Source organism: Aquimarina sp. AU58, assembly GCF_900312745.1.
Lineage (GTDB): Bacteria > Bacteroidota > Bacteroidia > Flavobacteriales > Flavobacteriaceae > Aquimarina > Aquimarina spinulae.
On sequence record NZ_OMPD01000014.1, the window covers coordinates 2,870,413 to 2,893,909 of the forward strand.

Annotated in this window: 18 protein-coding genes, 1 other RNA gene and 1 pseudogene; 11 read left to right on the forward strand and 9 right to left on the reverse strand. The window is 33.3% G+C overall.

Annotated elements, in window-relative coordinates; all coding sequences use genetic code 11:
* Positions 1–102 precede the first annotated feature (102 nt).
* The 3 genes from DK441_RS26945 (at position 103) to DK441_RS23785 (ending at position 4,805) form a co-directional block, all read left to right on the forward strand.
* Positions 103–3,123, forward strand: coding sequence for an amino acid adenylation domain-containing protein (locus tag DK441_RS26945; RefSeq protein ID WP_200822882.1), 3,021 nt, complete (start codon positions 103–105; stop codon positions 3,121–3,123).
* Positions 3,124–3,250: 127 nt separating this feature from the next.
* Positions 3,251–4,042, forward strand: a complete 792-nt coding sequence (locus DK441_RS23780) for an enoyl-CoA hydratase (RefSeq protein WP_109853052.1) — start codon at positions 3,251–3,253, stop codon at positions 4,040–4,042.
* A gap of 31 nt (positions 4,043–4,073) precedes the next feature.
* Complete coding sequence (locus DK441_RS23785; protein WP_074406344.1) at positions 4,074–4,805, forward strand: DUF6733 family protein; 732 nt, start codon at positions 4,074–4,076, stop codon at positions 4,803–4,805.
* 147 nt (positions 4,806–4,952) lie between these two features.
* Here the strand turns inward: DK441_RS23785 and miaE are convergent.
* Positions 4,953–5,213, reverse strand: a pseudogene (miaE, locus tag DK441_RS23790) (tRNA isopentenyl-2-thiomethyl-A-37 hydroxylase MiaE); the annotation flags it as partial.
* Positions 5,214–5,948: 735 nt separating this feature from the next.
* Between miaE and DK441_RS23795 the strand changes: the two are divergent.
* Positions 5,949–8,036: a M12 family metallo-peptidase gene (locus tag DK441_RS23795; RefSeq protein ID WP_109853054.1), complete on the forward strand. Its 2,088-nt coding sequence runs from the start codon at positions 5,949–5,951 to the stop codon at positions 8,034–8,036.
* Between the two features lie 253 nt (positions 8,037–8,289).
* Here the strand turns inward: DK441_RS23795 and DK441_RS23800 are convergent, their stop codons facing one another.
* Positions 8,290–8,871, reverse strand: coding sequence for a tRNA-(ms[2]io[6]A)-hydroxylase (locus DK441_RS23800; RefSeq protein WP_109853055.1), 582 nt, complete (start codon positions 8,869–8,871; stop codon positions 8,290–8,292).
* Positions 8,872–9,019: 148 nt separating this feature from the next.
* On the opposite strand from DK441_RS23800, the gene DK441_RS23805 reads away from it, so the two are divergent.
* A complete protein-coding gene (locus DK441_RS23805) occupies positions 9,020–9,448 on the forward strand; it encodes a hypothetical protein (protein ID WP_109853056.1) in 429 nt (142 codons plus the stop codon).
* A gap of 33 nt (positions 9,449–9,481) precedes the next feature.
* On the opposite strand, the gene DK441_RS23810 is transcribed toward DK441_RS23805, so the two are convergent.
* Complete coding sequence (locus DK441_RS23810) at positions 9,482–11,299, reverse strand: DNA polymerase III subunit gamma/tau (RefSeq protein WP_109853057.1); 1,818 nt, start codon at positions 11,297–11,299, stop codon at positions 9,482–9,484.
* Positions 11,300–11,426: 127 nt separating this feature from the next.
* Here DK441_RS23810 and rnpB point away from each other — a divergent pair.
* Together rnpB and bshA are read left to right on the forward strand one after the other, a co-directional pair.
* Positions 11,427–11,735, forward strand: an RNA gene (gene rnpB / locus DK441_RS23815) — RNase P RNA component class A.
* 67 nt (positions 11,736–11,802) lie between these two features.
* Positions 11,803–12,930, forward strand: a complete 1,128-nt coding sequence (gene bshA / locus DK441_RS23820; RefSeq protein WP_109853058.1) for an N-acetyl-alpha-D-glucosaminyl L-malate synthase BshA — start codon at positions 11,803–11,805, stop codon at positions 12,928–12,930.
* Between the two features lie 85 nt (positions 12,931–13,015).
* On the opposite strand, the gene DK441_RS23825 is transcribed toward bshA, so the two are convergent.
* From DK441_RS23825 to DK441_RS23835, 3 genes are all read right to left on the reverse strand, one after another.
* Positions 13,016–13,555: a hypothetical protein gene (locus DK441_RS23825; protein WP_109853059.1), complete on the reverse strand. Its 540-nt coding sequence runs from the start codon at positions 13,553–13,555 to the stop codon at positions 13,016–13,018.
* 90 nt (positions 13,556–13,645) lie between these two features.
* Positions 13,646–14,140, reverse strand: a complete 495-nt coding sequence (locus tag DK441_RS23830; protein ID WP_109853060.1) for an outer membrane beta-barrel protein — start codon at positions 14,138–14,140, stop codon at positions 13,646–13,648.
* 91 nt (positions 14,141–14,231) lie between these two features.
* The gene (locus DK441_RS23835; protein WP_109853061.1) at positions 14,232–15,044 is read right to left on the reverse strand and encodes a DUF1338 domain-containing protein; all 813 of its coding nucleotides are present in this window, start codon (positions 15,042–15,044) and stop codon (positions 14,232–14,234) included.
* A 162-nt stretch (positions 15,045–15,206) separates the two neighbouring features.
* Between DK441_RS23835 and DK441_RS23840 the strand changes: the two genes are divergently transcribed.
* Together DK441_RS23840 and DK441_RS23845 are read left to right on the forward strand one after the other, a co-directional pair.
* The gene (locus tag DK441_RS23840; RefSeq protein WP_051475984.1) at positions 15,207–15,689 is read left to right on the forward strand and encodes an Lrp/AsnC family transcriptional regulator; all 483 of its coding nucleotides are present in this window, start codon (positions 15,207–15,209) and stop codon (positions 15,687–15,689) included.
* The gene (locus DK441_RS23845; protein ID WP_109853062.1) at positions 15,682–18,603 is read left to right on the forward strand and encodes an FAD-binding and (Fe-S)-binding domain-containing protein; all 2,922 of its coding nucleotides are present in this window, start codon (positions 15,682–15,684) and stop codon (positions 18,601–18,603) included. The genes DK441_RS23840 and DK441_RS23845 overlap by 8 nt, the downstream gene beginning before the upstream one ends.
* A 59-nt stretch (positions 18,604–18,662) precedes the next feature.
* Here the strand turns inward: DK441_RS23845 and DK441_RS23850 are convergent, their stop codons facing one another.
* The 3 genes from DK441_RS23850 to DK441_RS23860 all read right to left on the reverse strand — a co-directional run bounded on the left by DK441_RS23850 (position 18,663) and on the right by DK441_RS23860 (position 20,949).
* Entirely contained in the window at positions 18,663–19,244 is a 582-nt protein-coding gene (locus DK441_RS23850; protein WP_109853063.1) for a tRNA-(ms[2]io[6]A)-hydroxylase, read from the reverse strand.
* A gap of 204 nt (positions 19,245–19,448) precedes the next feature.
* Positions 19,449–19,961: a hypothetical protein gene (locus DK441_RS23855; protein WP_109853064.1), complete on the reverse strand. Its 513-nt coding sequence runs from the start codon at positions 19,959–19,961 to the stop codon at positions 19,449–19,451.
* Positions 19,962–20,091: 130 nt separating this feature from the next.
* Positions 20,092–20,949, reverse strand: a complete 858-nt coding sequence (locus DK441_RS23860) for a UDP-2,3-diacylglucosamine diphosphatase (RefSeq protein ID WP_109853065.1) — start codon at positions 20,947–20,949, stop codon at positions 20,092–20,094.
* Between the two features lie 250 nt (positions 20,950–21,199).
* On the opposite strand from DK441_RS23860, the gene DK441_RS23865 reads away from it, so the two are divergent.
* Both DK441_RS23865 and aroC read left to right on the forward strand, forming a co-directional pair.
* On the forward strand, positions 21,200–22,156 hold the full coding sequence (locus DK441_RS23865; protein WP_109853066.1) for a carbonic anhydrase: 957 nt from the start codon (positions 21,200–21,202) through the stop codon (positions 22,154–22,156).
* A gap of 249 nt (positions 22,157–22,405) precedes the next feature.
* The gene (gene aroC / locus DK441_RS23870; RefSeq protein WP_109853067.1) at positions 22,406–23,470 is read left to right on the forward strand and encodes a chorismate synthase; all 1,065 of its coding nucleotides are present in this window, start codon (positions 22,406–22,408) and stop codon (positions 23,468–23,470) included.
* Positions 23,471–23,497 lie beyond the last annotated feature (27 nt).

A 23,497-nucleotide genomic window follows, 5' to 3' on the forward strand; every position in this document is an offset into this window, starting at 1 on the left:
TCAACATATAGAGGTATATACAATCTCTGTAAAAACAGTAGTTCCAGAAACCTATATCAGATAATTTTATTTGGTAGATTAAACTAGAAAGGTATTTTTATTATGGAAACTACAGTTTCTCATGCTACTTCTGAAGCAGAAGTACGTGACACTTTTGGGCATATACCCTTAGTACCGGGCGATACTTTTATAAAATCTACAATAGCGAATTTATCATTATCAGATCAGTATCTTTTTCAACGGTTCGGTCAAGGACCAATAACCAGAGTTCCGTATAGATGTATACACCATGCATTTGAGGCTCATGCCAAGGTAAATCCTAACGCTGTTGCTGCTAGTTATTTAGGTGAGGTAGTCACATATAAAGAATTAGACTATCAGGCAAATCTACTGGCTTTAGAACTCATAAAAAATGGAGTTCAAAAAGGTGATAATGTTGGATTATTTGTTCAACGATCAATACCAATGTTGGTAGGGATATTAGCTATCTTAAAAGCGGGAGGTGCTTATGTTCCTCAGCATATCGGACTAGCCAAAGACGAGCAATTAAGGTATGTTGTCAAGTCGGCAAGTATAAATTTAGTACTCACATTATCAGAGTTTAAAGATTTAGTACCCGTAATAGACGATAATAAACTTATTATAATAGATGATTTTTTAAAATCAAATGCAAATAATAATGAGGAAATTATACTACCAAGTGTACCTGTCACCGAAAATGATATTTGCTACATAATTTTTACATCAGGAACAACCGGAGATCCTAATGGAGTCCAGGTTAGTCATGGAAATACGTGTAATATACTCCTTACGTCGCCTGGTAATTTAGGAATGAGACCTGGATTAAAAGTAGGACAAATTTTAAGCATTGCTTTTGATATGTCTGTTTGGGAAATTCTGGGGAGTTTAGCAAACGGAGCTACCTTGGTTATACGCGGAAAAAATATTCAAGAAACAGTAAGTGAGGTAGATGTGGTGATTTCTACACCAACGATTCTTAGTTCTTTAGATGTTACATGTTGCCAGAATGTTCGCGTGGCTATAGTTGCAGGTGAGCCTTGTCCTAGGGTTTTAGCAGAAAAATGGTCTTCGTTTTGTGCTTTCCATAACTCTTGCGGACCTACCGAAACTACAATTATCAATACCGTAAAGCGGTTTTTTCCAACAGATGAATTACTTACCATAGGAAAACCTACACCCAATAATACAGTATATGTTTTAGATGAAAACTTAAAACCCTGTAGCATAGGTGAAGCAGGAGAAATGTGGGCAGGAGGTCTTTGTGTAACTCATGGATATATCAATAATAAAGAGTTAACAAATGAAAGATATGTAGATGACCCATTTCTGGGCCAAGGTAAAAAAATGTTCAGAACCCGAGATTTGGGAAGATGGACTTTGGATGGTGAATTAGAACATTTAGGGAGAACCGATGATCAGGTAAAGATATGTGGTTTTAGAGTAGAATTAGATTCTGTATCCTCTATTATAGAGAAAATGCCAGAAAGTAAAAGAGCAGCTACTTTAAAAATAGATAATAGAACTTTAATATCCTTTGTAAGCCCAGAAGATATTGATCAGGAAAAGGTTAAAAAACAGGTAGAAGAAGTACTCCCATACTACTGTGTTCCTGCAATAGTGGTCGCTATGCCGGAACTTCCAATGACAGACCGTGGTAAAATAGATAAAACGAAATTAATGAATCTGATCCCTCTTAAACAAGAACAGGAAGAAAAAACAACAAGTGTAAAAATAGATCAAAAACCTATAGAAAATGATGAAATACCCAATTTAGAGATCGTACAGTTGCCTCCTCAAAAAAAATCTTTTAGCAGGATATGGAAGGGAGAAAAACTAATGCATTATTACCGCTTGTTTGCACTGCTTTTAATAGCAAATATTGGAATAATGATCTATGGAGCAACAGAAGGTAATTGGTGGTCTCAGCAAGAAATGCGTTTGGATATTATCTCTAAAATCACACTAATTAACTTTACAATAGGGATCCTTATTAGACAACAATATATTATTAATTTCTTGTTTTGGGTTGCGACTAGTATTCCTACAAGTTGGCCTTTGTCGATAAGAAGAAGAGCAGGGAAAATATATCATTTTGGAGGAATTCATATCGGTGGGACAATAAGTGGAACCCTTTGGTTTATAGTGTTTATGGGATCCTTATATTATGATTTTTTTAATCCTCAAAATGAAACTTCTAAGGACATTACATTGTTATGGGTAACTACAATACTTACAGGAATTTTAGTTTTTATGATTATTATGGCTTTGCCAAAATTAAGAGCAAAATTTCATAATAATTTTGAAAAAACACATCGATTTGGTGGATGGACAGCACTAGTCTTATTTTGGGTACAAACAATGCTTATATTAAGCGAAAATGGTTCAGAACAACCTTTTTTAGAAACCATATTCTATTCTTTCAATTTTTGGGCATTAACAGTAATAACGGTTAGTATAGTATTGCCATGGTTGAGATTGAAAAAAGTAAAAGTCGATATTACAAGACCATCAAACCATGTTATTCTGGCACGATTCAATTATGGAGAAACCCCTTTTGCCGGCTCCTCTACAGCAATTAGTAGAGACCCTTTAATGGAGTGGCATTCCTTTGCAAATGTACCAGAGCCAGGTAGAGATGGATTTCGATTAACCATCTCCAGGGCAGGGGATTGGACAGGCGAGCTTATTGATGATATGCCAAAATACTTATGGGTTAAAGGAATAACTACCGCAGGAGTGGGAAATGTTGATAAGCTATTTAAAAAAGTCATTTGGGTAGCGACAGGTAGTGGTATTGGCCCATGTTTACCACATCTTTTTTCTAGAGAAACTCCCGCTCGTTTAATATGGGCAACACGAAATCCAAGAAAAACGTATGGAGATGAATTGGTAGAAGAAATTCTCGAATCACAACCAGAAGCTATCATATGGGATACAGATGCCCATGGAAAACCCGATATGGTGAAACTCGCATACAAAGCATATAAAGATTTTGATGCAGAAGCAGTAATATGTATTTCTAACAAAAAACTTACTTGGAAAGTAGTCTACGGAATGGAAAGTAGAGGGATACCGGCATATGGTGCAATTTGGGATTCTTAAACTTAAATATGTACTAACACAAACTCAACTTTTTTATACAACAACACATAGCTGAAACCAGCAATTTTAATAAAGACATCTTAAAAAATGAATGGTCTTTAGGAGATGCTATGTAAAAATTAAAACTATGAATATAAAAATCGAACAAAGAAAACGGGTAGTGATTATAACCTTAAATCGCCCAAAAGCATTAAATGCACTAAATAGCGCATTGATGCAAGAAATGGTTTCTGTTATGCAGAAACTAGATAAGGACCCTAGTGTAGGGTGCTTTGTAATCACAGGATCTAAAAAAGCGTTTGCAGCAGGAGCAGACATAAAAGAAATGGAAAATAAATCCTATATGGATATGTTTCATGAAAATTATTTTGCTGCCTGGGAAGCTTTTACAGCAATTAGAACCCCAAAAATTGCAGCCGTATCTGGGTATGCTTTAGGTGGGGGATGTGAATTAGCCATGATGTGTGACATTATTTATGCATCTAATACAGCAAAATTTGGGCAACCAGAAATAAAACTGGGAGTGATCCCAGGTATTGGTGGAACCCAACGCTTAACAAAAATGGTAGGAAAAACAAAAGCTATGGATTTGATTCTTACCGGACGTTTAATGAATGCAGAAGAAGCAGAACGAGCAGGCCTGGTATCTCGTATAATACCAATAGAAACCTTATTAGAAGAATCTGTAGAAGCTGCAACAATTATTGCTTCTTATAGTAAAACAACAGCTATGGTTGCGAGAGAAACTATAGACAGAGCTATGGAGTTAGGCCTTCGTGAAGGAGTACTCTATGAAAGAAGAGCTTTTCATGCATTATTTGCTACAGAGCACCAAAAAGAAGGTATGCAGGCTTTTGTAGAAAAAAGAAAAGCTGACTTTTCTATACCTAATCAAAAACAAATCATTCAAGCTCACTAATCATTAAACACATAATTAAAGAAACTAAATCATGAAAAAACTCATAATAATATTAATTGTAATAGGTTTTCAGTATTCAACAATACAAGGACAAGAAGAGAAAAAGAAAAAAGCAACATTAGCTGTAAAAGTGATCCAAAACAGTGTTGCGGGATTTTCGACCTTATTTTTAGGAGGTTTTGAAACTAATAAAAATTTCGATATTACTTTTTATAGTATGTTCTGGACGAATCCTTCTTTCGGAACCCCAGAATCTGGTAGTGATCAATTATTAGAAACAGGTATTGGATTAGGGTTTAAACTAATGGATGGAAAATTATTTCTTAACCCAGGAGTTGGGTTTGCCCACGGTAAATTCTTTTCAGATGTTGCCGGTACAAAGATAGGAGAGGCCGTAATCCCTAATACTTTTGTAGCGTTTCATAACTCTATTTTTGATATAGAAGCATATTTAGCTTATTATAAATCATTAAGAGATAGAGAAGATATCTCAACCAAAGATCTACTTCTTTTTTGGGCAGCACCCGGAATTAATGTAAGTGATCGTTTAGTGCTAGGTGGTTTCTTTGAAGAATTAGCCTTTATGAACCTAGAAAATGACGATGTTAATAAGAATATACAAGTATATCGTTATTTAGGAGGTTCTGTAAAATTAAAACTTGATAATGGTATGGCATTTAGGTTTTCTGCGGGAGCTAACCTGGTTACAGATGTAGGAGCATCGGACGAATTTTATAAAGTATCTGCTTTTATACCATTTTAAGAGGATAAGTGTTAATCCGTATACCAATTCATGCGGTAAGGATTAAAAGTCCGTTTTCACAGTTCAGATTGTTATATTATCTTTACTTGTGATGTAATGAATAAAGCTATCGAGAGATAGCTTTATTCTATTTTTAATCCATCGTATTTATCCATGAATCGTTTCTTTATTTCCCAGAGATTTCATTATTTCTGCTTCAAAAACTAGTAATTCCTGCCACTTTTTGTCGACTTCTTCACGATTTCCATATTGGCGTGTAAAATTTAAAAACATAGTATAATGATTAGCTTCACTTACCATCAGACTTCTATAAAAGTTAGCTAGTTCTTGATCTTCTAATTCTTTAGATAGTAATTTAAAACACTCACAACTTCTGGCTCCAATCAAAGCTGCATATAATAAGCGATATGTTCCAAAATATTAAAATTTAGAGGCAAATATTTTAGATATAATAAAGGTAAGCGAAGTAGCAAATTAGTAGAAAAAATCAAGTCAAAGAGAGCTCCAAAACAGGTCTTACGAAATCTTTGACTTGAATATTATTAAAAAAATAATTATTTGATTTTAAGTAACTTGTATTGTATTAATACATGAATCAAGATGTCTTTTTTCATGTTTTGAGACATGTATTAATAGATTATATTTATTTATTTTATCAACTTAGCAGTAACTTAATTAACACAAATTTGACTAAAATGTTACTATTACAATCCACAAGGCTTTTGGCAGTATTCACAGTTAGAATAACTGCTATTTAGTTATTTCCCAATAATCAGTGCAAAATTACCTCAATCAGAGAGCTCATTCATTCAATTACTATTATTGGATATGATTTTTCTAACAGTGAGATATAAATAGTCTCGTAAATAATTCTACGATCACTTCTTTTGCATTTAAACTAAATTTTTTGACTAATACAAATTACTATTAAAACTCTTAAAGTTTTAATGTGTAGCATCATTTTCTATTTTAGATAAACTCTACTTATGTTACATAATTAGTGTGTTATTTTAGAATTTAACACATTAATGTAGTATGTCAACTTTATAGTTTTATTAGAATTAATTAATATAAAATTTTTAGAGTTAATGGTTTGGGGTCAGCCATTATCAATTAAAGATTCAAATCTCAAAACTAAAAAAAATGAAACGTATATTAACAATCGCCATTGCCTTTTTTACGGTAATGTGCTTTGCGCAAACTCAACCACAAAAGGCTAGTGATCTAGTATCTCAGCAAAAAAAATCTGGTTCGGCTTTTGAAAAAATTCAACTTTTCAAAATTATAAATAAACAAAAAAGTAACCTAAAACTTCCTAAAGGACTTCATGATTATGTGTTATTCTCATTAGATCAAAATAAGATGAAATCTTTTCAAGGGAGTTACCCAAATACTATGAATTTGAGTATTCCCGGGCAGAAATCAGCAATGTCGGTTGATCTTGTAAAAGTGAATATTAAAACAGATGATTTTCTGGCTAAAGGTACACAGGGTAATGTGTTGCCTTCCTCTGGTATAGCACATTATAGAGGTGTGGTAAGCGGACAGTCTAATTCTCTAGTAGCTATCAGTTTTTATAAAGATAATGTATCTGGCTTTATTAGTCCGAATGGCCAAGGAAGTATAGTATTAGGTGCTTTAAGTAATAGCAAGAACCATATTATCTATAAGGACAAGGAACTTAGTTATATAAATGATTTTTCTTGCCACGTAGAAGACAATATGGAAAAAGGATACACTCTTGAAGAATTGTCTTATAATCCACAGAGTAAATCAGCAGCAAAGTGTGTAAAAATGTTCTTCGATATAGCCGCAGATATTGTTAGGGATAAAGGAGGAGAACAACAGGCTACTAATTATATGGAAACTTTATTTAATCAGGTAGCTGCCCTATATGCCAATGATCAGATAACTCTTAAATTATCAGGTACCAAAGCTTGGAGTTCTAATGAACCATTCCAGAATTCTAATCTTGATAGCTATGGTAGATATAGGAGAAATAATGGCCTTAATGGAGCAGATTTAGCACATCTGGTTAATTATTCATTTAATGGAGGATTAGCTGCTTCTATTGGAGGTTTGTGTGGTTCTAAGAATTATGCAGTTTCTGGTATTAAAGGTAGTTTTAGTAATGTACCTACTTATTCTTTCGATGTATTCTTAATTTCTCATGAAACAGGACATAATGTAGGATCACGTCATACACATGCATGTGTATGGAACGGTAATAATACAGCTATAGATGGTTGTGCTGGCCGTGTAGAAGGAAACTGTAGATTACCAGGGAATCCTGCAGGAGGAGGAACCATTATGAGCTATTGCCCACAAACTAGTGTTGGGGTGGATTTTAGCCTAGGATTCGGCTCTCAACCTGCTAATGTGATCCGTAATCATATTTCGAGATCAAATTGTATACAGACTTGTGACGGTGGAGGGTGTAATACAGGAGATGCTATATCGGTAACATTTACCAATAATACAGATTGTACTTTAGAGTATTTCCAGAACAATTCTTTACAGGGATCTGCCAATGCAGGAGGCTCGTATAATGCGAATACTACTATAGGAAGTGCGTGGCAAGCCAAAAAAGCTTCGGGAGATACTGTAGATAATTTTACTATTGCTTGTGGCCAAACAACCTATAACTCTTCAGGAAATTGTAGTAGTGGTGGTGGTAACTGTGATGGTGTAGCGCCATATTCTCCAGGTACAGTTTATAATGTAGGAGATAGAGTAACCTATAATGGATCTTTATATGAAAGAACTTTTAACGGATGGACTAATTTAGGGCCATGTACTACAACAACTGATCCTTGTGCAGGAGTAGCACCATATTCTTCAGGTACAGTTTATAATGTAGGAGATAGAGTAACCTACAATGGATCTTTATATGAAAGAACTGCTACTGGGTGGACTAACTTAGGTACCTGTGGAGGTGCATTTTCTGCTTTCAAAGGAGATGGACCAGCAGGAGCATTACAATTTAAAGCATTCCCTAATCCAGCAAAAGATCTTTTAAACCTGGAAATTAATAATGTGAAATCCGCTTCTTCTCAGATCAGTATCAAGGATATGAATGGAAGAACATTAGAGATCATAGATCTTAAAACACCTCCTGGAGGAAATGTAGTGAGAAAAACAGTAGATATTAGTAAGTTATCTACTGGTATCTATTTTGTGCAAATTACTACTAGTAGTAGAACGCTTACTCAAAAGATTTTTGTAAAATAATTTTTAAATAATAATAAAATTTGACCCTATTTATAAAGAGACTGTCTAAAAAGGCAGTCTCTTTTTTTACTATTTGAGTATGGTTCTTATCCTTAGGCTATATAAACCATAAAGTTGTTTTCAAGACTTAAAGTCAATGCAATCTAGTCTTTTGCTTCCGAGTTATGATGATTTACTTCTCAAGAATTATCGCGTTTGTATAAGTCAATATGATTATCAATCATTTAGATGTAACTAAATTAACTAATCTTATTTATCCATGAATCGTTTCTTTATTTCCCAGAGATTTCATTATTTCTGCTTCAAAAACTAGTAATTCCTGCCATTTTTTGTTGACTTCTTCACGATTTCCATATTGGCGTGCAAAATTTAAAAACATAGTATAATGATTAGCTTCACTTACCATCAGGCTTCTATAAAAGTCAGCTAATTCTTGATCTTCTAATTCTTCAGAAAGTAATTTAAAACGCTCACAACTTCTAGCCTCAATCAAAGCAGCATATAGTAAGCGATGCACAAGTTGGGTTGTTCTACTTCCTCCTTTTGGGAAAAAAGTTATCAATTGGATCACGTAGTCATCCTTTCGATCTCTACCGAGAATCCAGCCCCGTTCAAGGATTTTATCATGAACCATTTTAAAATGACTCATTTCTTCTTTTACCAGTTTTATCATCTCTTGCACTAATTCTGTGTATTCTGGAAAACTCACAATAAGCGATATTGCTGTAGAAGTAGCTTTTTGTTCGCAGTATGCATGATCTGTAAGAATCTCTTCAATATTTTTTTCTACAATATTTACCCATCTTGGGTCTGTGGGAAGTTTTAAGCCTAACATGGTTCTGGTAGTTTTTTTATAATAATTACAAATTTATGAAGTAACTCATTATAGAACTAAGATTCGAAAGAAAATATTAAATTTTTCATTTATCCTTACTCGAAGCAACCTTATAGATTTTTATTCATCTTATTAAAAAGTAGATAGCATGAATACAAAAAAACTGATTGGTCTAATCGTAGTATTCGGAATTTTGGCCTGTAACAGTGATGATGACAATAATAATACAGATAGTTGCGATCAATTAACTGTAATTAGCTCAAAACAATATGTTGATGAACCAGATCATAATCTAACAATAAGTAGTTTAAAAATAAATGAAAATTGTTTGAAAATCAGTTTTGGCTCTAGTGGATGTAGTGGAGATACCTGGGAGTTAAAACTTATTGATTCTGAAGAGATTTTGGAAACCAACCCGCCACAAAGAAATTTGAGGTTGTCTCTAAAAAATGAAGAGTTATGCGATGCATATATTACTAAAGAAATATCGTTTAATATTCTTGGGTTAAAAGTAGAAGGTAACAGAGTGCTGCTTAATATAAAGAACTCAGGCGATCAGATACTTTATGAGTATTAAGGAAAACTATAATAATTTGATGACAAGATAGAACTAAATATCTAAATCAAAAGAGGAGCGTAGCTTATCAATAAGAGGGTTTTTTTCTCTTAATTTTTCATACTTATCCTGGGGAGTGAATGCATATTTTTTAGAAGCTTCTTCGTTTACAGTAATCTTCATTTCAATACTGTAATTTTTTAATTTTTTGAATAGAAACTGTAATAGTCCGGATTGTGCAGCTTCCATATCAACTTTCATCGACTGATTAGGTAATTCTAATAAAATAGAACCTTCGTCAAGGGTTGGAATATTCATAGCAAACATAGATCCGATAATACGCTCTCCTTTTTTATCTTGCATTTTACCATATTCTATCCAGCCTTCTTGCATTTGTGATTCTGTAAATTCTTCTTTTGGTAAATTTTTGGGATCAATTACCTGTTCTTCTTTACTTTCTTCATGTTCTTTCTTCCTTTTAATGCTACTTAGTGATAAGCCAGAAGTTCTACGTTCCTTATGTATTAAAACAGGTTTTTTCTCTAATACTGCAGGAGTTTCGGCTGTAATTGTACCTTCAGAATTATCCTCTTGAATATCAGGATTTACGTCTTTGTTTTGTGTAATCTCAGATACGACAGTGGTTGAAGGTTCTGTTTTTTCTTCTACTTGAGGAAGTATGCTGTTTTGTTTTTCGGTTTCAGTTTTTTCTAAAGTCTTTTCTTTTACTTCAGTTGAAATTTTAACAGGCTTAATTCCTTTTTCTTTAAAGTAAGAAGGAGGAATTATGTAGGGTTTGTCATTTTTTTTTTCTCCATCCACAAGGATAGAGGCAAGTTGCATTAGGCATAACTCGACCAGCAATCTTTGATTGCGACTAGTCTTATATTTTAGATCACAATCATTAGCAAGCTCAATACCTTTAATAAGAAATCCATGGGGGGCTTTTTGTGATTGTTCTAAATACTTAGCCTTCGTTTGTTGTCCCACTTCGAGAAGATTGATAGTAGCTTGGTTTTTACATACTAATAAATCTCTAAAGTGCGATGCAAGCCCAGATACAAAATGATGCCCATCAAAACCCTGAGCAAGAATTTCGTTAAATTCTATAAGAAGTTGTGGGATATTGTTCTCAAGTATTAAATCAGTAGTTTTAAAATACGTTTCATAATCTAATACATTCAGGTTTTCAGTTACTGCCTGTCTGGTTAAATTTTTTCCACTAAAACTAACAACTCTATCAAAGATTGATAGCGCATCTCGCATTGCCCCATCTGCTTTTTGAGCGATAATTTGCAAAGCGTCTTCATCTGCAGTAACCCCTTCTTGCACTGCTACTTGCATTAAGTGATTTTTTGCATCAGTTACAGTAATGCGTTTAAAGTCGAATATTTGACATCGCGATAAAATTGTAGGTATGATTTTATGCTTTTCTGTCGTAGCCAGGATAAAAATTGCATGTTTAGGAGGTTCTTCTAATGTTTTTAAAAAAGCATTAAAGGCCGCTTGAGAAAGCATATGTACCTCATCAATAATATATACTTTATAGTTTCCAACCTGTGGAGGGATGCGAACTTGATCGATAAGGCTTCTAATATCATCAACAGAATTGTTTGAGGCTGCATCGAGCTCAAAAATATTAAAAGCAAAATCTTCATCAGGGTGCTCATTTCCATCCTGATTAATTGTTTTTGCAAGAATTCTGGCACACGAAGTTTTTCCTACTCCTCTTGGTCCGGTGAATAATAAAGCTTGTGCAAGATGATTGTTTTCTATAGCATTAAGCAGTGTATTGGTAATTGCTTGTTGCCCTACAACATCCTTAAATGTTTGGGGTCTGTATTTACGTGCTGATACTATAAAATGCTCCATCGCTACAAAGTTAAAAATTGCTTACAAAAAATAAATTATAGCTATCGGTTTTTATTTTTAGTTATTAACAGTCAAAAAATAATGCTGAATTCTGAATTCTAAGTTCAGAATTATAATACTTTTGCACAAAGCAGATCACCTTATCGCTCTCGATTATTCGGGAGAGGAAAGTCCGGACACCATAGCACAGTATAGCGGGTAACGCCCGTCCGTCGTGAGGCGAGGACAAGTGCAGCAGAAAGTATGTACAGGTAATGCTGTAGTGAAACCAGGTAAACTCTATGCGGTGCAACGCCATGTAAACCAGCTTTTGAGGGTTGTGCGCCCAATGTTGGAGGGTAGGCGGTTTGAACTGGTAAGTAATTATTAGTCTAGATAAATGATAAGGATCTCGATGTATCGGGAAACAGAATCCGGCTTATGATCTGCTTTTTTTTACAACTCTTTTAACAATATCCAATATCAATTTTCTTGTACCTTGTACCACAAGAAAAATTATTTGAATGAAAATTGCTATAGTCTGTTATCCTACCTTTGGAGGTAGTGGAGTGGTAGCCACAGAATTAGGAATTGCTTTGGCAAAACTAAACCACGAAGTACATTTTATTACCTATAAACAGCCTGTTAGGCTAAATCTGTTGAATCCGAATATTCATTTTCATGAAGTAAACGTACCTACATACCCTCTTTTTCATTATCAACCATACGAATTGGCATTATCTAGTAAATTAGTTGATACGATTAAAAAGTATAAAATTGATGTGCTTCATGTTCATTATGCAATTCCGCATGCATATGCGGGATATATGGCAAAAAAAATGCTTGAAGAAGAAGGAATTTATGTGCCAATGGTAACTACATTGCATGGTACCGATATTACCCTGGTAGGAAACCATCCTTTTTATAAACCGGCAGTAACATTTAGTATCAATAAAAGTGATATGGTTACTTCTGTATCTCAAAGCCTTAAAGACGACACATTACGTCTGTTTGATATCAAAAATGATATTGAGGTAGTCCCTAATTTTATTGATGCAAGTCAGAGAAAAACCAGTTTTACAGATTGCCAGCGAGAACTCATGGCAACTCCAGAAGAACGTATAGTTACTCATATTAGTAATTTTAGAGCTGTAAAACGTATCACTGATGTTGTAGATATTTTTTATAATATTCAAAAAAAGATGCCTGCAAAGTTATTAATGGTTGGGGAAGGCCCAGAACGTAAGCCAGCCGAAGAAAGATGTAAAGAGCTTGGTATAAAAGATAAAGTGGTTTTCTTTGGTAATAGTAATGAAATAGATAAGATATTGTGTTTTTCTGATTTGTTTTTACTTCCATCAGAACGAGAAAGCTTTGGTCTGGCGGCATTAGAAGCGATGGTAAATAAGGTACCTGTAATATCGAGTAATGCAGGAGGGATTCCAGAGGTTAATAACCATGGTGTTTCTGGTTATATGAGTGATATAGGAGATGTAAAAGATATGTCAGAAAATTCGATCAAAATTCTGGAAAATGATGGCAGATTAGAAACCTTTAAAGAAAATGCATATAAAGAGGCAATGAAATTTGATATAAGTAACATTATCCCGCTATATATAAAAATGTATGAGAGTGCTTTATCAGCAGTATAATATCATTTATTGATAAAATTAAAAACACCGTTGTCATGTAAATGACAACGGTGTTTTAGTTATTATTTTATTCTAAATAGTATGTCTAAAATGTATATCTGGCAGAAATACCAACATTTACTCCTGTATTGTCTACATCTCTAAACCCGTTTGGTCGATCGATATCATGGATATCAAATGTGGGACGAATACTAAATGCTACCTGAAGCGGGAAATCAAAACGATAATCAACTCCAAAATCTGCTCCGATGTACGGAAAAAATTCACTATCTCTATCTACGCTTGCAACATTAAAACCAAGATATCTAGTTTTAAAATCTATATACCCTGCACCGACACCAGGACCTGCAAACCAATTTAGTTTATCCCAAATATTATATGTCCAATGAAAAAATACTCCACCACGATATGTAGAGATAAAAGAATTTGTTTTAAAGCCTAAATTGGCATCAATTCTATTATGTTCACTTATCATTTGTCGTTGGTATGTAATTTCGGGGCCAAAGCCTTCATCTCCAATAACTCCTTCTGATAACCGAATTCCTATAGCGTTTTCAGGAATATCTTGAGCTTGCAGTTGTGAAACCGAGATAATGATTGATAGTACAAAAAAAAGTTTTTTCATGATTTAAATTTTTAAAAGTTTTAATTGATTATTATAAAAATGGTTAGTGTATCTTAACGTATTGTTTGTAAAACCAGTGTATTGAGAGTATTAATCAAATTTGTATCTGGCACTTAAGCCAAAGTTAAAAATGATATCGTCATTAGTATAACTATCGAAGTATATTTCTGGTCTAAAATCTAAAGAGATTAATAGCGGAAAATCAAAATTGTACTCAATACCAACATCTCCCGTTACGAAGCCAAAAGTGGTTAAATCATCGTCACGAACGATATCAGAATCAAAATCGACTAATCCACCTCCAATTCCTGGGCCAATATACCAGTTTAGACCTCCGTTAATATTAAAAACCCACTGATACATCCCTGTAAGTTTTAGAGCATTGTAGCTTCTTTTACCTTGTACTCCAAGTCCTACCTCTATTCTTGTCTTAGAACTTAAAGCATTTTGATATGAGGCTTCAGCCCAAAAACCTTTTGCTTCACTTAGCCGTAAACCAATAGTATGTTTAGAAATTTCCTGAGACTGTATATTACCCACACAAAGAAATAGAAAAGGAAGTATAAAAAATATATTCTTCGTCATAATCGTAAATAGTAATTTCCTACTTTCCGACTATAACGTCATAAATCTTCTATTCTGTAAGGATAAGTCTTAAATCTTTGTTAAGATTGAATTAACTACTTTGTAACTGCATATCGGTACTCTCAAAAATCTTATCTGCAGAATCAGCAATGAAACCATTAAAAATAACATCTTGATTATTTTTGTAACGATATGAAAATTCATAATAACAGGATGTGATTTCTTTAACGTTTTCTTCAAATTCTACCTCGACTACATCAGCCAAAATACTGGATTGCTCTAATAATTGAGACGGAGAACCTTTTATTTCACCTCCAGAAGTATTCATTTTGAAACCATTCTCTTTGAGGAATTCATTTATCTTGGATAGATTTTTAAATGTTTGCAGTTTATTAACATCTACTGTGAAATGATTAGAGCAAAAGCCATTAACATATACCCAGGCCGCATATTCTGATACCGAAAGAAGTCTTTTGTAAATCTCAAAAGACGGTTTAGCCCAAACCCTGCCTTTTAGGATAAGATCTTCTTGTTGTAAAACTGTATGGTCTATTTGATTTATAGTGTTTTGAATAATACTGTTGAGCTCAACAGAAAATTCTTCAAGAAGCAATTCGCTAATAAAGATTTTTGGTGCATTACCATCACTTTTGTGCTCAAAATGTTTTGCACGTAATTTTTTGGCCTTAAAATGGTATTCTCCTTTGGGTTCATACCCCATAGCAATAAAAGGTTTTGCCAAAATATCAATATTAACTCTTGGATCATTAAAAGTGCGTATTGCAATATGATCGTTAAAAACGGTATTGCCTTCTGCTTCAAATAAAGATTTAATTTTTTGTGCTGAAGGAGTTTTTACAGTGTATTGTTTCCAGAGTTCTTCAAAAAAATAAGTCAAATCCATCTTAATATGTTTTTATTTGAAGCAAAATTATTATTTTTGACTATTATTGCGTGTATATATATTGTTTTTAGTTTCAATTGTGTAAATTTTGTGTCAAATTGAGAATAATGTTTTGTTTTTATTATCAATTTTGACTGTAAGTGTTTTAAATTTTTTAGGAGTATGAATCATTTTGATTATATAGATCAGCAGATTTTATTGCAGATACGTGAAGATGCCAGAAAGCCTTTCTCTCAAATAGCAGAGAATTTAAAAATTTCTAATTCTCTGGTGCATCAAAGAATTAAAAAACTTAAGCAACGTGGTGTAATAAAGAAAGCCGAGTTTGTTGTAGATGAAAAACAGATTGGTTTTAAAACGAAATCTTATGTTGGTATTCGTCTAAGAGAAGCTAGATATGCAAAACAAGTAGTTGATGGTTTAAAAGAAATTCCGGAAATATTAGAATGTAATTATGTTTCGGGTCATTATGCTATTTTCATTCTTATTTTTGCATTTGATAACCATCATTTACGTAAGATTCTGTATGAACAGGTACATCAGATTGATGGTGTCGCAGGAACAGATAGTTTTATTTGTTTTGATACCAATTTTAGAAGGCAGGTTTCTTTAAATTCTTTAGGAAAGAATATTTCGTATGATTGATAAAAGTATATTGACATCTTTACAAAACCAGCTAGAAGGTCAACTACAATTTGATACTTTAATTACTGCTTTATATGCTACAGATGCTTCGGTGTATCGTAGAATTCCCCTGGGAGTAGCATTTCCAAAATCAATACAAGATGTAAAAAAAATAGTTGCTTTTGCATCTCAACATGATATTGGTATTATTCCCAGAACAGCAGGAACTTCGCTTGCAGGACAATGTGTGGGAGATGGTATTGTGGTAGATGTTTCTAAATATTTTACTAAAATAATTGCTGTTGATAAAACCAAAAAAACAGTGACTGTTCAACCAGGAGTGATACGGGATGATCTTAATCGTTTTTTGAAACCGTATGGATTGTTTTTCGGACCTAATACATCGACATCTAATCGTTGTATGATTGGAGGAATGGTCGGAAATAATAGTAGTGGTACTACATCGATTCAATATGGGGTTACAAGAGATAAAGTCTTAGAGTTACAAACAGTATTGTCTGATGGTAGTGAGGTTACTTTTTCTGAAATATCATCAAATGATTTTGAGGAGAAACGAAATTTGGATACCCTTGAAGGAAAAATCTACGACCAGATTTATACCGAACTTTCTTCTAAGGAGATTCAACAACAAATTACGACTCATTTCCCGAAACGAGAAATTCATAGACGTAACACAGGTTATGCTATTGATGAACTGATTGATTCTGAGGTGTTTTCTACAGCGAATACACATTTTAATATGTGTAAACTCCTCACAGGAAGCGAAGGTACATTAACTTTTACAACACAAATTACGTTACAGTTAGATGAACTCCCTCCAGAAGAAACCTTAATGGTTGCGGCGCATTTTAAGACTATCGATGATTGTATGAGAGCAGTAGCGCCTGTAATGCAACATTCGCTATTCACTTGCGAAATGATGGATAAAACCATTTTGGATTGCACAAAAAATAATATCGAGCAATTAAAGAATCGTTTTTTTATTGTCGATGATCCTGAAGCAATCCTCATGCTAGAACTTAGAGCAAACGATGCTAATCATTTAGAACAGCAAAAGGATAAGCTATTAGAAACTCTTGATGATTCAAAATTAAGCTATGCCAATCCAATTTTACGTAAGGAAGAAATAGATAGGGCTTTAGAGTTAAGAAAAGCAGGATTAGGATTGTTGGGTAATATTGTTGGCGATAAAAAAGCAGTTGCTTGTATAGAAGATACGGCAGTTGCTATTCCTGATTTGGCAGATTACATATCAGAATTCACAGATTTAATGAAATCTTACGACCAACAAGCTGTGTATTATGCACATGCTGGTGCAGGAGAGATTCATCTTCGACCGATTCTGGATCTGAAAAAAAGTAAAGACGTAATCCTGTTTAAAAAAATAACAGACGATGTAGCATCTTTGGTAAAGAGATATCAAGGTTCTATGAGTGGTGAGCATGGTGATGGTATTGTAAGGGCTGGATACATACCTTTTATGATTGGTGAGGGTAATTATAAGATTTTAGAACGTATTAAAAGTACATTTGATCCTAATTCTATTTTTAATCCGGGTAAGATTATTGATGCCTATCCCATGGATCAAAAACTACGATATCAGATAGATAGAAAAGAACCAGAGATAGATACTATTTTTGATTTTACCGATTCGATGGGAATTCTAAGGGCTGCAGAAAAATGTAATGGTAGTGGTGATTGCCGTAAGTCTGTAGAAGCAGGAGGAACCATGTGCCCCAGTTATCGGGCTACAAAAAACGAAAAAGATACTACCCGAGGCAGAGCAAATACACTAAGAGAATTTTTAACCAATAGTGAGAAGGTTAATAAATTTGATAATAGAGAATTAAAAGAAGTTTTTGATCTCTGTTTAAGTTGCAAAGGATGTGCTAGTGAATGTCCTTCTAATGTTGATGTAGCTGCGCTGAAAGCAGAATTCGAATATCAATATCAAAAAGAAAATGGAGTATCGTTACGTACAAAGCTTTTTGCCCACAATAATAGATTGAATGCTATAGGGAGAATCGCGCCTGGTTTAACAAATTTTTTCTTTTCCAATGCATTAACATCTAGTGTTTTAAAATCTACTTTAGGTATTGCCAAACAACGAAATTTACCTTTGTTAAGCAAACAATCCTTAAGAAGTTGGTGTAAGCAAAATATAAAAAGAATACAACCAGAGCAACCTATAAAAACAGTATACTTTTTTATAGATGAATTTACGAATCATCTGGATGCTGAAATCGGGATAGATGCTATCGAACTACTCACCAAATTAAATTATAAAGTAAAAATAATTGATCATAAAGAAAGTGGACGGACTTTTATATCAAAAGGATTATTGAAACAAGCCAAAATTCTGGCAAATCTTAATATTAAAGCGTTTAATAGTCATATTACTGCAGAAACTCCTTTAATTGGATTAGAACCTTCTGCCATACTCACTTTTAGAGATGAGTATCTGAGATTGGCTGACGATAAAGAAAATGCAACAGCAGTGGCAACACATACTTTTTTGATTGATGAATTCTTACATGTAGAGATAGGGAAAGGGAATATAAATGCTGATTTGTTTACCGCAGATACTAAAACAATTAAAATACATGGTCACTGCCATCAAAAAGCTTTATCTGGTATACACAATACATTTTCGATTCTAAATTTACCCAAAAACTTTAATGTTACGATTATCCCATCAGGGTGTTGTGGTATGGCAGGATCTTTTGGATATGAGAAAGAGCATTATGATGTTAGTATGCAAATAGGGGAGCAGACCTTATTTCCATCGGTTAGAAAAACACCTAAGGATACTATTATTGTGGCTGTAGGAACCAGCTGCAGACATCAAATAAAAGATGGAACGCAACGAGAAGCATCACATCCTATTAGTATTCTCAAAAATGCTTTAGTATAGATAAGGTTTTAAGACCAGGAATTTCAAGTAAATGTTGGATTTAAAATTATACTAAAATGTTATCCATGTATAGTTTCAGAAGTGCCATAGTTCTGAATAAGTTCTCCTTCAAATTTTAATAAATCTTCCCATTGTTTATCTACATCAATACCTTCTCCGTATTTACGTGCAAAACCAATAAATGTGGTGTAATGACCAGCTTCACTAATCATTAAATCGTGATAGAATTTTGATAGCTCAGGGTCTTTTATTTTTTTTGAAAGAAGCTTAAATCGTTCGCAACTTCTGGCTTCGATCATTGCCGAAAATAATAACCGATTAACTAAACTTTGCTTACGACTACCACCTGTAATACCAAATTTAAACAATTCATTTACATAGCTATCCTTTCGTTCTCGACCCAATTTATAACCACGCTTTTTAATAATTTCATGAACCATTTCAAAGTGCTGTAATTCTTCTTGTGCCAAAGTTAATAAATCGGTAACCAAATCAGTATGTTCAGAATTTAACGTAATTATGGTAATGGCATTTGTGGCTGCTTTTTGTTCGCACCATGCGTGATCTGTTAAGATTTCTTCAATATTTGTTTCCGCAAGAGCTGCCCAACGTGGATCTGTTGCCAGTTTTAAACCAAGCATATTTGTATTGTTTTAAGAGATATATAGTATTGTCAAAGATACGTTTTGCGATTTTTATTTCAATGATTCTAACAACTTAATATATCATTTTTCAAAATATTTATATATACATATAAATTGCTGGCATCAAATAAAAGATGAGGAGATACAAAATGAGGTGTAACGCCTCATTTTGGCATAGATAGAATTTTTAAGAGAGAAATATTAGAATTGATAACGAATCCCTAATCCAAATCCTGTATAAAAATATGTTGAATCAGTACTTTTATTATCGGTAGAAAAAAATATTTCTGGCCTTATATTTAAAGAAATTTGTATTGGGGACTTATTAGGACTGTATTCAATACCTCCATCAGCTATTATTCCTAAATTAGCATTAAATAATGCTCCTCCGCCAATACCCAGATACCAATTAAAATTATTGTAAATAGGAAATACTCTTTGATATATCCCTGTAGCCATTAGACCAACAGTAGGTATGAATTCACTCCCATAAACGCGTAATCCCGTATCAAATTCTAATCTATTTTTACTGTTGATACGAAGTTGATAAGAAATACCAATACCTGCAATATTAGGATCGTTATAATTATCATGATTACTAATAAGAAACTCTGGTCGAACCCCTAGGGTGTGTCTAGAAAACTCTTGTGATTGAGTAGTATTTATAGCCAATACTAAAACAGCAAAAATTAAAACATGTCTTTTGTATATCATAAAAAAGTTTAGGAGTAACAACAACAGGTTTTATTGGGACATCACAAATATGCTGCGAGGTTTTTAAGAAAAAGTCACTGTTTTCAGGGGTATTGAAAAAGTAATAACAGTAAAGCGGGAGTAAGACAGATTATAATTTCTTGAGAGATGTGATTACTTCGTTTACCATAAAAGAGGCTTGCAGGGTCTCGGGATCAATTTCTAAGCTTTCTATCTCTTCAACAGATTCTTCATAAGCTTTCATTGATTCATTCTCATAATGTACTAGTTTCCATGCTGCATCATGATATTCTAATGAAGTTAGATTTTCTATCCAATCTCCAGAATTTAAATAAATGCAGGACCCGTTTTTATCCTCGTATTTACGCATTTGAGGTTGATGGATATGACCACATACTACATAGCTATATTTGTTTTTAACAGCTAACTCTGCAGCAACATCTTCAAAATCATTAATATATTTTACTGCTTTTTTTACACTATTTTTGATTTTCTTAGAAAGAGAAAACTTTTCTTTTCCTATACGTAGCAAAAACCAATTAATAGCTTGATTAAAAAGAATTAGCATATCATATCCCCAACTGCCTAATTTAGCTAACCATTTTGCGTTTTGAATTGAGGCATCAAAAACATCACCATGAAAGAACCATGCTTTTTTACCATCTAATTCTAGAACGAGTTTATCAACTAATTTAAAATTTCCCATTTGAGCATCACTAAACTTGCGAAGCATCTCATCGTGATTGCCTGTGATATAGATAACTTCTGTTCCTTTTGATGCAAACGAAATAATCTTTTTGATAACTTTAAGGTGAGATTTTGGAAAATATCGTTTTCTAAATTGCCAGATATCTATAATATCACCATTAAGAATAAGAGTTTTTGGTTTGATACTGTTTAGGTAGTTGAGAAGCTCTTTTGCATGACAGCCATAAGTACCAAGATGGATATCCGAAATTACAACAAGCTCTACAATACGTTTTTTCATATAAACATAATAATGCCACAAATTAAATAAATTCGTTTTTTTAATAATTATCTAATGATGAGTTTATTGTTATCTGAATTTAATCATTAAAATGATTTGTTACCAGAATATTAAAAATCTGCTCTTTTTCTAACTTGTAATAAGAATTTTAGAAGCTTTAATTAATTTGCCTCCACTTAGAACTATTTTGATAATAATTAGCATAGTTAATACGTTGATGTGATTATATTAACCATTAGCTTAAATTAACATGAAAAATCACACAATTATTACACGCTTATTTGTGTATGCTTCTTTTTTTATAGCTTCTTCGTTCTTAACTTCATGTAGCAAAGATGAAATAGAGAAAAAAACAGATAGTAAACTTCAAAATAGTAGCAATCAACAAAGCAAAAATTTATACCCTTGGGAGTATGAAACCTATAATAGTTATTTGTCAAATTATAAAGAAGAGTATAGTAACGCTAAAAAATCGACAGTAAAATGGTCTTATAATGGAGCTACTGGACCAGAATTTTGGGGAAACTTATCACCAGATTTTGTTTTATGTGCAGAAGGAGCTAGTCAATCTCCAATTGATATTTCATCCAATTGTAGAACTAGTAATGGTTATGGAGATTATTTTGATGATGGAGATGGCTTACATTTTTTTTATAAGAAATCTACTTTAAATGTACTAAATAATACTCATACCATCCAGTTCAGTCCTAAGCCTGGAAGTTATGTAAAACTTAAAGGAGTCCGTTATAACCTTGCTCAGTTTCATGTGCATGCATCTAGTGAACATACTATTGATGGTAGATTTTCACCTTTAGAGATTCACTTTGTTCATACGAATTCAGAAAACGATAAAGATCTTTTAGTGTTGGGTTTATTAGTTGAAAGAGGAAGGTTTAATAGGAGATATAATGGTTTCTGGAAAAGTTCTAACTTCCCTAAAGAGGGGAATTCTATTTTAGAAGTAACACGACCAATAAATTTAGCACATCTTTTACCCAGAAACAAGTCAAGATACAACTATTCAGGTTCGTTAACAACCCCACCTTGTTCTGAGGGGGTTAATTGGAATGTTTTAACCAGAAAAATTAGAATGTCTAGAAATCAAATAAAAGCTTTTACAAGACTGTATTCAGATAATTTTAGACCTGTACAAGAAACAAATGATAGGGATATTGTGTTAGTACCTGATTATTATTGTTACTATTAATTTTTTATATTACTGTCAGGTTTAGGTATTGTATCGGATAAGTCGTAACTATCTTTGTTTCAATGAATACAAAGAAATAAGGGTTTGATTAGATTAAAGTATGCTTAACTTAACACTATAATTAGTTCGTTTTATAGTAAAAATAAAAAGCCAAATTCTTGGATTAACAATCTAGAGTTTGGCTTTTTTATATCATAATACTACTGTATTTTTGAAGATTAAAAATTACATTTGCTAAAAATTGTATGCATGGCAGGAAATACATTTGGTAACCTATTTAAGGTTACTACTTTTGGAGAATCGCACGGAGTAGCAATTGGTGGAGTCATTGATGGTTGCCCCGCTGGTGTAACACTTGACTTAGACGCTATTCAACAAGAACTTGATCGCCGTAAACCTGGTCAGTCGGCTATTGTTACACAACGTAAAGAACCAGATACTGTTGAGTTTTATTCTGGTATTTTTGAAGGTGTTACAACAGGAACTCCGATAGGTTTTGCTATCAAAAATGCAAATCAAAAATCTAAAGATTATTCTCATATTAAAGATTCTTATCGACCGTCTCATGCCGATTATACCTATGATCAGAAATATGGTATTAGAGATTATAGAGGAGGAGGACGCTCTTCTGCTCGTGAAACAGCAAGTAGAGTAGTAGCAGGAGCAATCGCTAAACAAGTATTGTCTGATATAAAATTTCAGGCCTATGTGAGTGGTGTTGGTTCCATCAAATTAGAAAAAAATCATACCGAACTTGATTTATCACTAACAGAAAGTAATATTGTACGATGCCCGGATCCTAAGTTAGCTTCGGAAATGGAACACTACATCAAACAAATTAGAAAAGAAGGAGATACCGTTGGCGGAATTGTAAGTTGTGTTATTTCTGGTGCACCTGTGGGATTAGGAGAGCCAGCTTTTGATAAGCTACATGCCGAATTAGGGAAAGCTATGCTATCTATTAATGCAGTTAAAGGATTTGAATACGGAAGTGGTTTTGCCGGATCAGAACTAAAAGGAAGTGAGCATAATGATCTTTTTAATACCGATGGTACTACACAAACGAATCTATCTGGAGGTATACAAGGAGGGATTTCTAATGGAATGGATATCTATTTTAATGTAGCTTTTAAGCCAGTAGCTACAATTATGCAGGATCAGGAAACTATCGATAAAGAAGGTAATATTGTTACTATGCAAGGAAAAGGGAGACATGACCCTTGTGTAGTCCCCAGAGCAGTACCTATCGTAGAGGCTATGGCTGCTTTGGTACTTGTCGACTATTGGTTAATGAATAGAACAATTAAGAAATAAATTAATATAGAATAGTGTAGTTTTAAT